The 13,619-nt window shown below is 50.9% G+C and carries 17 protein-coding genes and 2 pseudogenes; 7 read left to right on the forward strand and 12 right to left on the reverse strand.

Annotated elements, in window-relative coordinates:
- Positions 1–798, forward strand: a pseudogene (locus Xsze_RS00005) (DNA primase); the annotation flags it as partial.
- A 221-nt stretch (positions 799–1,019) separates the two neighbouring features.
- Positions 1,020–2,063 carry a site-specific tyrosine recombinase XerC gene (gene xerC, locus Xsze_RS00015; RefSeq protein ID WP_038234434.1) on the forward strand — a complete coding sequence of 348 codons (1,044 nt, stop codon included), beginning with the start codon at positions 1,020–1,022 and terminating at the stop codon, positions 2,061–2,063.
- 310 nt (positions 2,064–2,373) lie between these two features.
- Here the strand turns inward: xerC and Xsze_RS22015 are convergent, their stop codons facing one another.
- Positions 2,374–2,583 (reverse strand): hypothetical protein, encoded by a 210-nt coding sequence (locus Xsze_RS22015; RefSeq protein WP_099138375.1) that lies wholly within the window; start codon positions 2,581–2,583, stop codon positions 2,374–2,376.
- 328 nt (positions 2,584–2,911) lie between these two features.
- Here Xsze_RS22015 and Xsze_RS23260 point away from each other — a divergent pair.
- The 4 genes and pseudogenes from Xsze_RS23260 to Xsze_RS00035 form a co-directional block, all read left to right on the forward strand.
- Positions 2,912–3,088 (forward strand): annotated as a pseudogene (locus Xsze_RS23260) (RHS repeat-associated core domain-containing protein); the annotation flags it as partial.
- Positions 3,089–3,151: 63 nt separating this feature from the next.
- Positions 3,152–3,586 (forward strand): TNT domain-containing protein, encoded by a 435-nt coding sequence (locus Xsze_RS00025; protein WP_051462395.1) that lies wholly within the window; start codon positions 3,152–3,154, stop codon positions 3,584–3,586.
- Positions 3,587–3,704: 118 nt separating this feature from the next.
- A complete protein-coding gene (locus tag Xsze_RS00030) occupies positions 3,705–3,986 on the forward strand; it encodes a hypothetical protein (protein WP_099138376.1) in 282 nt (93 codons plus the stop codon).
- Between the two features lie 182 nt (positions 3,987–4,168).
- Positions 4,169–4,498 (forward strand): transposase, encoded by a 330-nt coding sequence (locus tag Xsze_RS00035; protein ID WP_244431794.1) that lies wholly within the window; start codon positions 4,169–4,171, stop codon positions 4,496–4,498.
- Positions 4,499–4,580: 82 nt separating this feature from the next.
- Here Xsze_RS00035 and Xsze_RS00040 read toward each other — a convergent pair whose 3' ends face one another.
- The 4 genes from Xsze_RS00040 to Xsze_RS00055 form a co-directional block, all read right to left on the reverse strand.
- Positions 4,581–4,865, reverse strand: coding sequence for an addiction module antidote protein (locus Xsze_RS00040; RefSeq protein ID WP_038238200.1), 285 nt, complete (start codon positions 4,863–4,865; stop codon positions 4,581–4,583).
- A gap of 1 nt (position 4,866) precedes the next feature.
- On the reverse strand, positions 4,867–5,163 hold the full coding sequence (locus tag Xsze_RS00045; protein ID WP_038238202.1) for a type II toxin-antitoxin system RelE/ParE family toxin: 297 nt from the start codon (positions 5,161–5,163) through the stop codon (positions 4,867–4,869).
- Between the two features lie 93 nt (positions 5,164–5,256).
- Positions 5,257–5,595 carry a SymE family type I addiction module toxin gene (locus Xsze_RS00050; protein ID WP_038238205.1) on the reverse strand — a complete coding sequence of 113 codons (339 nt, stop codon included), beginning with the start codon at positions 5,593–5,595 and terminating at the stop codon, positions 5,257–5,259.
- 134 nt (positions 5,596–5,729) lie between these two features.
- A complete protein-coding gene (locus tag Xsze_RS00055) occupies positions 5,730–6,059 on the reverse strand; it encodes a SymE family type I addiction module toxin (protein WP_038238207.1) in 330 nt (109 codons plus the stop codon).
- A gap of 240 nt (positions 6,060–6,299) precedes the next feature.
- Between Xsze_RS00055 and Xsze_RS00060 the strand changes: the two genes are divergently transcribed.
- On the forward strand, positions 6,300–6,554 hold the full coding sequence (locus Xsze_RS00060) for a type II toxin-antitoxin system Phd/YefM family antitoxin (protein ID WP_038238209.1): 255 nt from the start codon (positions 6,300–6,302) through the stop codon (positions 6,552–6,554).
- 306 nt (positions 6,555–6,860) lie between these two features.
- Here the strand turns inward: Xsze_RS00060 and Xsze_RS00070 are convergent, their stop codons facing one another.
- The 7 genes from Xsze_RS00070 to Xsze_RS00100 form a co-directional block, all read right to left on the reverse strand.
- Positions 6,861–7,832: a reverse transcriptase family protein gene (locus Xsze_RS00070; protein WP_038238211.1), complete on the reverse strand. Its 972-nt coding sequence runs from the start codon at positions 7,830–7,832 to the stop codon at positions 6,861–6,863.
- Positions 7,813–8,103 (reverse strand): helix-turn-helix domain-containing protein, encoded by a 291-nt coding sequence (locus Xsze_RS00075; protein WP_038238643.1) that lies wholly within the window; start codon positions 8,101–8,103, stop codon positions 7,813–7,815. Before Xsze_RS00075 ends, Xsze_RS00070 begins: the two co-directional genes overlap by 20 nt.
- A gap of 50 nt (positions 8,104–8,153) precedes the next feature.
- Complete coding sequence (locus tag Xsze_RS00080; RefSeq protein WP_038238213.1) at positions 8,154–8,393, reverse strand: hypothetical protein; 240 nt, start codon at positions 8,391–8,393, stop codon at positions 8,154–8,156.
- A 500-nt stretch (positions 8,394–8,893) separates the two neighbouring features.
- Positions 8,894–11,533: a TipJ family phage tail tip protein gene (locus Xsze_RS00085; RefSeq protein ID WP_038238215.1), complete on the reverse strand. Its 2,640-nt coding sequence runs from the start codon at positions 11,531–11,533 to the stop codon at positions 8,894–8,896.
- 17 nt (positions 11,534–11,550) lie between these two features.
- The gene (locus Xsze_RS00090) at positions 11,551–12,126 is read right to left on the reverse strand and encodes a tail assembly protein (protein ID WP_038238218.1); all 576 of its coding nucleotides are present in this window, start codon (positions 12,124–12,126) and stop codon (positions 11,551–11,553) included.
- Positions 12,127–12,130: 4 nt separating this feature from the next.
- Positions 12,131–12,871 carry a C40 family peptidase gene (locus Xsze_RS00095; protein ID WP_099138377.1) on the reverse strand — a complete coding sequence of 247 codons (741 nt, stop codon included), beginning with the start codon at positions 12,869–12,871 and terminating at the stop codon, positions 12,131–12,133.
- 2 nt (positions 12,872–12,873) lie between these two features.
- Positions 12,874–13,611 carry a phage minor tail protein L gene (locus tag Xsze_RS00100; RefSeq protein ID WP_038238647.1) on the reverse strand — a complete coding sequence of 246 codons (738 nt, stop codon included), beginning with the start codon at positions 13,609–13,611 and terminating at the stop codon, positions 12,874–12,876.
- Positions 13,612–13,619: the final 8 nt, after the last annotated feature.

Genomic DNA, 13,619 nt, shown 5'->3' on the forward strand with positions numbered 1-13,619 from the left:
GAACTGACGATGGCGAGCACCGGCAAGGATGAAGCGACCGGCAATCTCGTCACCAAAAGCTACACGGTCAAAGGCCCGGTGATGCTGATGTTGACCACAACCGCCATTGATGTCGATGAAGAGTTACTGAATCGCTGTCTGGTGCTGACGGTGAACGAATCCCGCGAACAGACCGAAGCCATCCATGCGATGCAGCGCCGGAAACAAACCCTTGAGGGCTTGCTGGCTGAGAATGAGCGGGATTATCTGACGGCACTGCACCAGAACGCCCAGCGCTTGCTGAAACCGTTGAATGTGGTCAATCCCTACGCCAGCCAGCTGACCTTCCTGTCCGACAAAACCCGTACCCGCCGTGACCACATGAAATACCTGACACTTATCCAGAGCATCGCCCTGTTGCACCAGTACCAACGGGATATCAAGACCGCCGAGCATCGCGGCCGGAAACTGGAATACCTCGAAGTGACGAAGGACGATATCACACTGGCCAACCGGCTCGCCCACGAGATACTGGGCCGGACGCTGGACGAGATGCCGCCGCAGACCCGCAGGTTACTGATGCTGATACAGGCGTGGGTCAGGGACAGCGGTCAGCCGCGCCATGAGATGATTTTTACCCGCAAGCAGTTACGGGATGCGGTGCAGTGGGGCGATACCCAGCTCAAGGTGCACCTCTCACGGCTGGTTGAAATGGAATACCTGCTGTTGCACCGGCGCGGGCTGACGTTCGCCTATGAACTGCTGTTTGACGGCGACGGCAGCGACGCCGCGCACCTGAACGGTCTTATTGTGCCGTGAACGGGCCAGTATGACGTGTGCCGGTCGGGGTAAAGGGATAAGCCGTCGCCCCTGGGTCGGCCTCCCGTCGGCAGGGGGTCGGGCGGGCAAAATCCCCGTCAAGACAGAGGCCATCTGGCTTGACAGTAAACCGGTCGGAAAACCTGAAAAAACAGGGTTCCGGCGAGCGTGAATCCTCCCATCGTAACCGTATTCTTTTATCACACAGACAGGAGCTTCTTATGGCCTCACTGACACTCAGACAACATATCCAGCACTTCCTTGACCACCTTGACGCCCTGCGCTACACCCAAGAAACCCGCGCCCATTACCGGGGGGATCTGCTGGCGTTCGCCCAGTGGTGTGACGAACGGGGCATCACAACCGCCCAGCAAGTGAGCTTCCCGCAACTGGAAAGCTGGCAACAGGGGCTGTCGGCGCAAAAAAACCGCCACGGCCGGCGCATTACGGCGGGGACTATCGTGAAAAAGCTGACCAGCGTGCGCCACCTGTTCCGCTGGCTCGTGAAACGGCAACACCTGCTGTATAACCCGGCGCGGGAGCTGGAATTACCCCGGCCGGAGCGCCGTTTACCCTGGGAGCGGCTGAGCGAACAGGAAACCCGGCAGGTGCTGGACAGGACAGACAGCGAACGCCCGCTGAGCGTGCGCGACCGGGCGATGATGGAAACCTTGTGGAGCACGGGGCTGCGGCGTTCCGAATTACAGCGGTTGCAGGTCGGTGATGTGGATTTTGCCCGTGGGGAACTGTTTGTCCGGCAGGGCAAAGGGTATAAAGACCGGGTGGTGCCGCTGGGTGAATCGGCGCGGCACTGGTTGCAACAGTACCTGAATGATGTCCGTCCCCGGCTGGTGTGGGCCAACGATCCGGGCTATCTGTTTTTGTCCCAGCAGGGCAAGGCGCTGGCCGACGGCACGCTGACCCAGATAGTCCGCAACGCGCTCCATCGGGCAGGCATCGATAAACCCGGCGGGTGTCACCTGTTCCGACACAGCATGGCGACGCAGATGCTGGAGAACGGGGCCGATACCCGGCACATTCAGGCAATACTGGGCCATGCCAGTCTGGACGCAACCCAAATTTATACGCGCGTGGCGATCGGTCACCTGAAAGAGGTGCATCAGCAGACGCACCCGGCCGAGCGGCCCGGCCACGGACCATCGGACACCGAACCGCCGGAGAACAGCGCAGGGCGCAGCAGGGTTGAAGGCACGGCATCGGACCGCCAACGCCGGCGTAGCGGACAATCTGGCCGTTCCCGTTGAGTCCGCAGGGGTTCGGCGCGGGGGCAGACCGTGGCCGGACTGCCCGTCGGCCTCGGTGTCGGCGGGGGTAAATAGGCAATGCGCGGCGGCGGCCACGGTGTCCCCGTTAAGTCTGTTGTGGCCGCCCAAAGCCTATTCAACATAATGTGGGGGAATTATACGCACTGCGCCGGGCAGCGCCCGAAACACCCTAACCGCCGCAAAGCGGCTTAATGCGTATAATTAACATTATGTCAGGCCCCCGCTGGTCAGCCCCGCAGGGTGTGGCGCACAAGGCTGCGCCTTCTGCTCTCACCTTCTCAGCCAATCCTCAGCCAACATCGCGCCGACCCTGAACACCGCGCTCGCGTTCAGCCAATCCGGCTTCTGCTTTAGCCGCCTTGCCTGCATCCGGCCAACAACCCTGAAGGCGGGTCGGCCTGCGGCCTCCGGTTTTACCTCCCCCGCCCCGACCCCGCTGCACTGGCTGCGCGCGGCTCGCACTTCGCGTTGCTGCGTTGCTCGTTCCCGTGCTCGCCATCTCCGCCCCGTGCAGCCCCCTGAGGGGGCTTCCCTTGAACAAAACACGTTGTCATGCAAACACGGAGTTGTACCTGAAACTCCGGTGATCCCGAGCGTCGCAGGGGCGCCGCTTGCAGGCTCTTTGCCGCCCGCACCCGCAGAACGGTCGCCCGCCGTCCGGCAAGCCGGCCACCGTTCGCCCGTTGCCGATGAAAACAATCAGAAAGTGCACGTCGGGGTCAAAAAAGTGATCGAGGTAAAATGGGCCTTCTCTGCTATCCTGAAAGCCTTGCCCTGCACGGATTGCCGTCGCCCTGCGAGTATGATGGCGTCGGAGATGATGCCCCTTCTGTGGGCAGTATGCGGATGCGGAATCGGGGCTGTACTACAATCGGCACCGCTATTACTCGCCGGAGACCGCGCAGTATCTCTCGCCCGATCCCATTGGCTTATTGGGCGGTGTGAATCCGTATGGGTATGTGCATAATCCGTCGAAGTGGGTTGATCCATTTGGACTAAGTGGAACTTCAAAAGTTATTTCAGATGCAAACTCATGGAATAGATTTCAAGCACGCTCAGCAGGAGGAATGTTTAAAAGCAGAACTGAAGCTGCCAAAGCTTATCATTTGTGGAAAAAACAAGACTGGGCAGCATTAGAAAAAATGATGCCACCGGGATCATGGCCTCCTAATAATGGTTTTGTTACTGTAGAACATGTTGTTTTGCAACCAGGCACTAAGATTGATAGATATGGTGGTTGGCTCGACAAAAATGGAAAATTTAATGATACAGGATCATTTGTGGCACCTGCGGGCGCTTCGTTTGAAAGTAGAGCACTCCAGCAAAGCGCATTAGAAAAGCCATATACTGTCTATGAAGTTATAAAACCTATTTCTGCTGAAGGGGGGTCTGCTATTCCGTGGTTTGGTCAGCCAGGTATGGGAATGCAGTACGACTTCCAAAAATATGGTCACAATATACAAACCTTAATTGATGGCAAGTTTATTAAGAAAATTCCATGAGGGGAAAATACAGGTGATTAATCTCCATAAAAAACATTCAGTAATACATGATGGGTTAGAGTATGACTTTGTTCATAAAGAGAATTATGTCAGTTGCCCTATTTGTAAAGGAAATATCATGTTTAGTGTATTTAATTCCGATGATTTCAATAAACTTAACAATATATCTCAAGATAATATAGCCAGAGGCATAAAACGCTTGATGAAAAATGAGAATGAATACGGACTTAGGTACACATATGAAAGGTTGCCGTTACGTGTAGACTATACTAAATGTGACCTTAAAGGCCATGATTTCGCAGTAGTATTCACTTTTGGTGAAATACAAAATACCCGGTATAAATCTCACTTGTTAGGCCTTTTTCAAGTAACAAAGGAACAACTAGAACAAAATAATTAATTATTTTTTTGCAAAAAAGCCGAAAAGATCCCCGTGATCTTCCGGCTTATTGTTATGCACCGGGAACAGCGTTTAATGTTATAACCATAAAGGAAACATACTCACTTCGACAATCAAAAAAGGAATAGCATGATAACGGTATATCAATATATTTATGACAAGATGATAAAAAAAGAGAAGAGATGCGCAGCTATTTACTGGGTCCGTTGAGTGATGATTTCCCCGAAGAATATAAACCGATACGTGAACTTTATTATACAGGGTCAGCCAAAGGAAAATCCTGCGTGGAAAAGATGATCATCAAAACAGCCGATGATCTTCTTCTTTTTCAACTTGAAAAGATGGATAAACTACGATTATTGGAAAACAGTCAGGACATGTTTTCAATGGAGTTAAAACCAAAGGAATACAATAGCATTGTCTATGTTCCCGAAAACCTCAGTTTCTGCTCAATTATGAAAGAGTTGATGGCGGAGGAAAACAACAACCATGCTTCACGATTTGTTTATTGAATGACCTTGTTAAAAGAAAGATAAATTACATCTTCATGATGTAATTTATCAATAGCGAACTGATTTATGTTGAGAAACGAATTTAAGATCCCGTAAAATGCAATTTCAAACCCAGTGCTTTTGATATCTTATATACCGTATTAAACGATGGATTGCCTTCACCGGATAATGCCTTATATATCCCTTCCCGGCTTATTCCTGATTCCTTAGATAGCTGACTGATATTTTTTCTTCTGGCGATATTACCTAACGCTTTAAATAAATATTTTGTATCGTTCTCTTCGATAGCGGCATTTAAATATGCCTGAATATCTTCTTCTGTTTCTAAAAACTCTACGACATCAAATTTTTTCGGTGCTGATTTCATTTTAAAATCCCCATTCTTTCGCGAGTTGTTTTGCTTTCTTTATATCTGCCTGCTGGCTGCTTTTATCCCCGCCACAGAGTAATAATATGATTTCGTTATTTTTGTTAGCAAAGTAGACACGATAGCCTTGCCCGTAATGTATTCTGAGTTCCGAAACCCCGCCTCCCACAGGTTCAACATCGCCAAAATTCCCTTCTTCCATTCTTTCAACTCGGATTAGGATCTTGGCTTTTGCTATCTTGTCTTTTAAGGATTTTAACCATTTTTCAAAATGTTGAGTCCTTTCAATGGTTATCATGCTTCCCCCTGAAACTAATTTCATTATTGTATGTAAATAACACGGTGTGTCAACTAGGGTTAACACACCAACGCAATCAGTAATAAAAAAGTATTAAACGGGGATCAGGTCAGATTCTGTCATCAACATAATTTTGCCGTTGCCGCAGGCAACTTGAACGGTATTACCCAACAAACCAGTTTCCGTTAGCCAGTCACCAGCCAGATACAACTCGCCATTATCACGCACCCAATCGATGCCCTGATACTGATCATTTTCCGCCGCATGAAACTGGGTAATCGATTCAGGCTCTGCCAACGTCAATATCAACCCATTGTTATATTGCCGGATATAAAACAAAGTATTCGGCGTAAATCCCATTTGTTGTATATCTTCACCGCTTAATACACATTCAGGCAGTGCGGCGTTATCAGTAGAAAAATGAAGTTTCATCGGTACCTTCTTTGTTTAATTAATAAAATGAGAGTTGCTTCGCAAAAGAAAAATTTTGCCATTTAAGCGCAAAGCGCAGCCCACTCAGATGTGTTCAATATTATTTTTTATTTTAAAAACATGGCACTATGAGTTTATCTCGGCAGGTTTTTAGTTAATTTTCCGGGAAATTGCCGCAACCAGTGTGCCACGGCGATATCATCCCATTCGCCTTCACTCAGGCTTTTTAAGCAGTGCCACAGTTCATGAAAATTTTGGCTGGTGATGATCAGGCAACCCGGCATCACTCTGATTTTTAATGGATCATTAATGGAAAAACCCGCTTCCAGCAGCCATTTTCCACTTAAGTTGATGGCAGGGATAGTGCGATTCGCCCCCTTGGGACGGTAAACCACTTTCTGATAACGTTCTGGTTGGGAAATTTTGTAAATGCAGATGCCTGCAGTAGAATGCGCGTCAGCCATAATAACTATCCTTTCTAGTTGTTGTGGTTAGCGGTTTTACCGTGCGACCAACACGATAAAACCGCGTCGAATTTTCACCGCCCACTCTATTCCCCGTCCAAATAACATACCACTGACAAAAATTGCCTTTGCAAAGCGGCTCGCAAAATAGCGACAAGAATAGAATAGCGAATAAAATTTGCGCACAATTCCTGCTGTAGTAATGTTCCTATATAACGAATTCAAATAGGAGGTACAAACATGTCCATCACAACCCTATCCAGCCAAGAGCTGAATCAAAATGTTACTCGCGCAAAGGAAGCAGCCAAAAACGGCCCTGTATTCATCACCGTTCGCGGCAAGCATGCCCATGTGCTGTTGAGCATTGAAGAATACCGGCTACTGACAAAACAACATCGCAACATTGCCGATTCGCTAGCTATGCCCGGTGTTGCGGACATTGAGTTTAAACCGCAGCGAGTGACTATCAAAACCCGCCCGGCTAATTTTTCATGATGTACGTACTCGATACCAATGTGGTGTCCGAGCTACGAAAAATTCGGGCTGGAAAGGCCGAGTCGAATCCATAATAATGGTCGGAACACTGTGATTAATCTGTCTTAATTGCGACTTAACCTGACGGTATCCTGTGGTAAGGCACAAATAAATCTGACAGTCGGTTAAGAGTTGTGAGTTCAACTGGTCGATACAACGCTATCCTTAAACAAGGGGGGCGTTACTATGAAAAAAGTGAGTATCCGAATGGTAGTTCATTAGCTACAGGAAACTGGCATAGAGTGCGTAATTGGTCGATTTCGTACACTAAGGGCACTTATCTGTCCTTTCCATCCTCTTTAGGGCAAGCAGTCGCTGTTTGAGTTTTTCCGCTTTACCGGGATGAAACCTGGCCAGCAAATGAACTTGGCCCAGCGTCTGTGCATAAGGGCCGCTGTCGAACACGGTAATCTCTCCCCGCAGGAAGGCCTGTTCTAAGTGATTAACAGCCGAGCGTATCTGGCTTTGCCGGGAAACAGAAAGGCCAGGCTTAGAATTCACCGAAAGCTTGGTAACATCCATCCGCTCACCGGACGTCCTGATCTCATGCTTGGTGCGTTTGGGTCGATAGCCGTGCCTGAAAAGCATGCCGTAAACGCTGGCAATTACTTCCGTTTTAGCCGAATTATCAAGAAATGTTTCTGACGAGACGGCAATATCATCGACGTAGCGGGAGTAAACTAACCCGCGGGCCTGAAGGCTGGCCTGCAACGCCGGCTCAGCGTTCCAGAATGCCAGGTTGGCCAGAAATGAACTGGTTATTGCCCCCTGAGGCAACTCCCCCTGACGAGTCGTCAGGCGGGTCAGGCAGTCGGCAACGTCCTGCCCGAAGCAAAAAAAATTCCGCCATATGCCGTAAACCACTGCGGCCGACGTTGCCGGAAAGAAGCCCATGATATCTTCGTTTATAACGATGGTCGCGCCGGCGTGCAGGGATGCATTGACCTTGTAGTCACATCCTTTCAGGCTGCCGGTTAGGTAAGACGGATAAGTAACGTAGTCCAGTATGTTGCGTCTGATGCTGCGGTGAATTTTTTTAAGCGGTTCGTAGGCATCCCACGTCTGGCGCACACTGCCGTCAGCCTTAGGAAGATTGCTGGCGAGACGGTACATCCGGTCGGAGCGACAGGCTAGGTTACTAAGCTCTCTGGCAGGGATATTCAGTGCTTTTGCCAGCGACACCAGACTGCTGATGCGTCGTCTGCGGTAGAAGGGGCCGTTAGGCGGGATGTGGTTCATTGAGCAGCTCCAGCGCGGTGCGCGCAAGTTCGCCCTGCAGACCTTTATCCATACCGTTGAGGTCGCCGGCTTCGGCAGCGATGAAAAAAATAATGCTGACAGGCACTTTCAACGCGGTGGCTATTTTAGTAAGCGTGGATAGAGTAGGGTCCCGCTTGTTATTTTCCAGCATGGAAAGGTATGAGACTGAGCATTCGGCCTTGTGTGCAAGATCCGTCTGCGATATTCCCCTTCTGGTCCGACACAACTTGATAGCCTGTCCGATATTCATAAGTAACCCCTGAATCAATATTGGGCCTGCTGCGTCTTGGCTTTGCTGCATTACTTCATCCAGTCAGTAATATTTGTGACGAGACGTAATACAATGTCGATAATGCGCAGAGCCCGGAAGACAATATCGTCAGACCGGTTCCCGCTTTTTACCGGGCTGTCCTGATGGCTGCGTAGCTGTTGCAGCACATCGTCCAGCTCAGCCAGAGCGCCAGCATCGAGTTGGCTGCAGTGTGCATCGCGCAGCTTTTCTAGCGTTGCGATGGTGTTCTTTAAAGTGTCATGTTTCATTCTGTTCTCCTTTGAATCGGCAAAACCGCCGAAGCCCCGTAACAAGGCGATGGCCGAAAGGAGCCAACCCGATGCGCAAGCCCAACACCAGTCTTCGCGACGATGAAGCCCGTTAATCCAGATAGTACAGCTGCTCCGTAGCCGCTTATTGCGATCGGCCACATGCAGACCATCATGACGAACGTACTTCTGACTGACCTGTGACGCTGGTCTGTCTTTTTCTCCGACACCGGATGAAGGAGCGGCCTGATAAACAGGCAGTTACGCTAAGCCTTCGCTATTACGATGAGAACAAGAATTTTAAAGAACACGGCTCAGGCGGTACGCCTGACCTTCAGTAAGTAAAGCATAATCTTGGACAGTAGGCAATAAAATTTCACTGTCAGTGAAATTTTATTGCCTACCTCAGTCAGCGTTGCGCTTCTGACACAAAGCAGACTATCAGACTCAGTTTTGCTCAGATCAGCAACAGTCTCAGATCGAGTGATAGCTAATACCAATTACCGTATACACCACTGAATATCCTTCAGAATGTCATCCAGCCTCTCAATGGCCTGTGCGATTTCCGCAATAGCCTGCTTATGACGCTCATCGGATCTGGCCTGCTCATTAAGTTGTTCCTGTAAGCGCCGCCCAGTCTCTGCGTCCAGAAAATGCGCCTGACTGGCTTCCACTATCCAGCTGTTATCATTAGACGCGGTGCCGCTGACCCATGATGTCCACTCTGAGGCGTTGCCCGATTTATCCACCAGCCGTGCCCGAAAATAGAGCTTCTCCCCAGCCGCCAGCCCCTGCAAAGTGTGGGTTCGTTGCGGATAGGAAATATCGGCGAACTGCAGCGTGTCATCATCCTCTCCGTTTTTGTTGTAGCAAATTTCCGTTTTCAGCAGGACATCCGTCGGGTTGGCAAAATCCCAGTCCAGCCGGATACCAAAAAGTAGCGACGTGGTTCGGAGGGACTGCGGTGCCGACGGAACCTCTTTTCGGCTTCCTAGCAGGGTATCCTGCGTGTTCATCCAGATACTGGATATTGCCGCTGCATTCGTCGCCCTGACCCGCGCCTGATAGCGTCCGTCATCGACGTTCGGCACCTCAAGACTCCGTGCGGTAGTCTGGGGAGCCGTTATCCAGTTGCCGTTGTCTTTGCGCCATTCAACTTCATAAGCCACGGCACTGTCGGCGGCGTCCCATGTGATCCGCAATGTGGTGGAGATGATGCCCTGATTAAGCGAATAATAACTGTCGATAAGGATATTCTTCGGTGCAGGCTGAACGCTGGGCGGAATGATGGTAACAGAGCGTTCGTCAATACGGGTATCCTTGTCGATAAGAGCATACTTGTCGGGGTTGTGCTCAACCGCCGTGATGTCAAATGATACGCCGTCCTCTCCCGCTTTGATACCAATAACCCGAAAGGGTTTCTCCGCTATATAGCTGGATTCGATTGCCCAGACTGAGCCCACTTCAGGTTCATCTGAATAGGCATAACCACGATCCCACACGGAAACCTCCTGTCCGTTGATCGCTGAAATGAGATCCCTTTCTGCCTTACCTGACGGCAGGTTGATGACAAGCCAATCCCCCACCTTTGCCGACGGCACCCGATCCAAGGTAATAATGTATCGTCTCGGCATAGCCTGGATACGCCCACTCCTTCCTGACCCTGACAACAGGTTATCCGATACACCGATAAGGTAACCCGGCAGGGGAATGTGTCCCTCCAGTCCGACGATGAAAGTGACAGTCCGGTCATGTTCGTTGGTGTGTAACACCCATTTACCACGCCGGATGGCTTCACTCTGGCGGGTACAACCGATGGCAGTGATATCGGCCTGCCGGATACCATAGCGGCGTATCAGGCGAGGTTCAAACACCGGTTCGATAGCATCCTGATAACCATTCTGCGGATCGGACCAGCTTACCATGGCTGTAGAGTAATGGGTTTTCTCGCTGGCACTGGAATAGGTGAATTTACCGTCACGCACATTGGCACAGGTAAAGAGATAATCCATGTCACGGGGCATGTCCGCCAGCACGTTCATGTTGTTATTAGACCAAAAAGTCATGCCCCGGAAGATCCCCGCAATGTCACGCAACACAGCCCAGGCGTCTTCCTGTGACTGGATATAAACATTGCAGGTGAAACGCGGCTCTCCATGGCCTTCGCCATCCAACACAGTCTGATCACAATATTGAGCGATGCTATACAGATCCCATTTTGCCAAAGCCAGATTTTCCGCTTTCACCCGGGTGCCGATGCTGAACCGATCATTGATCATCAGGTCATACAGCACCCATGCCGGATTGTCGCTCCATGCCCATTTGAAGGTGCCGTCCCAGCTGCCATGATAAAAACGGCGACGGGGTTCCAGATAATAATTACTCGGCACTCGGATGATGCGCATCTTGGGTTCGCAAGTGATTTGCGGGATATTACGGAACTGTTTGGCATCAAACTGAACAAACAACAGGGCCGTTTCTGGATAGCTTAATTTGGCATCGATCACTTCGGTGATGGCCTCCACCACCATGGCATCAGCGATTCGGTTACTGTTCTGTTTTGGCGTCAACCGACGAAGGCGTACCTGCCAGCCCGAATGGGCGTTGGGTAAATCCACCCGGTGGGAACGTTCGTATTTAGTGGTGGTTTTGCCATCAACGGCAGTTTTCAGGATTTCCTTAAAAGCGCCGCCATCGGTGGCGAGGTCAATAGCATATTCAATACGATAGCCCACCGTGTCCCCGTTCTCTTTTTGTCTCTGCAACTGGGCCCACGATAACCGTAGGCGAACCGCTGACAGTTGGGTATTGGTGACCGTCGTTACCCACGAACTGACCAGTTCGGCGCTGACGATGCGGGCATTTTCGACTGCCGGCATCCCGGGGATATACGCCTGATGGGGAGTACCGGGGCGGAACTCCCATTTGACTCCTTCAAAATTGGGTCGGCCGTGGATGTCACTCAATGGCGTGTTATCCAAAAAAATACGCTGACCATCCAGCTCTCCCGCAAATTCCCCTTCACCGAGAGCAAGGATGATCTTGGTATAAGAGGTGGATTGCAGGGAGTCCGGTGCTTCCACCGGGGTGCGCGGATGCTGACGGCCGCCTTTGTTACCCTGAATTGACTGCTTTTCCATATTTCATTCTCAGAACGTTATTGTTGGTCTTCCGCGTAGATACCCGCTGAAATGATGGCGCCACCAATACGGCGTCTGCCGTAGCCGATGGGCACAGGATTACCCTGTGCCACGGTGTTCACCGGACCACCGAAAGCGTAGGACGGTTTGTTGTCGGGATCTTCGCGTCGTGCCAGTCCGCCCGGCATCGGAGAGAGCATCTGCACCACGCCGCCCAGCATCATGCCAACCCCGGACATGACCATAGGCGCGCCAAACGGAGTTGCCCATAAAAACGCACCGGCAACTACCATTACCGCTCCCAGAATGGTCTGAAAAATACCGGCGTTTTTGCTGCCGATAATCATCGGGGCAATGCGGATATTGTCTTCGACGGGAAAAGTCAGTTCGTCACGCTGGAGATTACGCTTACCATTGAACACAGCAAAGGTGAGTCCGCGCTCTTTTGCCGTCAACAGAAAGCGTTCAAAGCCGTCAATCAGGACAGACAGCGCCCGGATCGCTTCCTGCGGGGTAGAGACAGCCAGTTTATGTACCCGCCCGAAGCGGGCGCCGAGTACGCCGTATAACCGGATGGTTCTGAGTGTATTCATGAGGTTACTCCGATAAAAAAACCGCTGATACGGGAATGTGGTGATGGCGCAAAGTGATAATGGTGCGTTCCTGCCAATAGCCATGATAGGGTTCTCGCTTGCTGAGCTGCCCGTACAGATGGTGCAACATCAGACCGTCACCCAGATAAACACTGGCATGATTGGGTTCATTAGCCTGTACCTGCATAATGATCACATCCCCTGCCTGTAATTCACCGCGACACGCGACAAATCCGGCAGCGGCATAGTGTTCCATATACAGATTTTCTCCCCGATCCCACCAGCTATCGGTGCGTTCAAAATCAGGGAGTTCAATAGTCCATTCCAGCCTGTACCAATCACGCACGATGGCATAACAATCCCAAATACCGTGCACAAACGGGCGGCCAATTAATGGCTTAATACCTTCCATTGGCATCAGGGTACGGATATCCCCTTCCGGCCACGAAACAATCACCCATGGCGTTTGTGACCAGTCACACTGTGCGATATCCAACTGGCTCGGTTGCGTTGTCGCGTCGGGATGGCTGTGGACAATGGCAACAATTGAACCTTTGTCTTCGGCAGCAGAATAATCCTCTGGGTGAATACGGAACTGTTCAGTGGGTGACGGTGCGGTGTTGCGACAAGGAAGATAGCGCTGTCGGCGGTGTTGTTGAATAATCAGCCCGCAACATTCATTCGGGTAAGTGGCTTGAGCATGGGCCATGATGGCGCGGGCTGTGTATTTTCTCAGTATCGTCATGGTTACCGCCTCAGCAGTGCCGAGCCAGGAAAACCACCAAAGGGTAATTGTTTCATGTCACCAAAGCGTTTTTTACAATCGCTCATGAGTCCCCCGCAGGCATCAGCCGCCGGATCATCAGTCGGCTTACCTCTTTCAGTAAAATATCGGGTGCCGGTATAGCCACACGGTGATTGGCGGTACTGTCCGCGAATGCACCATGTACACAGGCTGTGAATTTGCCGGGTCGGGATTTTAATCCCCTGTAAATCGGCTGGGGAAGAGAGGGAAAACTGGACGCTTTCATTATCCTCCTGAGTTTTGCTGTCGATGTAGAAAACATCGATTTTTTCCTGTGTCGGATCGGCTTGCGGGTTTCCGTCGGGGAAATTGCGGGCATCCAGATAATGCGCAAAGGTCATGCGGATCGTGACACGCGCTTGCACCATGTTCTGATAAGCCAGACATAATGCACTGAGCGTGCCGTCCAGATTAGCCACATTGAGGGTAGGTGTTACCGCCCGCCCATCGCTGGTGACTTCCAGCCCTTCGATGCTGACGGGCCACGGTTTGTATTCGACACCTTGCCACCAGAGGGATTTCACCGGTAAATTCCCGGTACTTTCCAGCTCTGCGGCAGTATAGGGGATCGGGTGGTTGTGAAAATACAATACCGGCCCATCAAATGCTGAGCCATCGACCGCAAATAATAAGATCTTACTCCCCGGCTCAAGCCGCTGAAGTGTCGTATTGATGGTCATCATGAAAT

Origin of the sequence: Xenorhabdus szentirmaii DSM 16338 (assembly GCF_002632585.1) — a bacterium.
In the GTDB taxonomy this organism is placed as follows: Bacteria; Pseudomonadota; Gammaproteobacteria; order Enterobacterales; family Enterobacteriaceae; genus Xenorhabdus; species Xenorhabdus szentirmaii.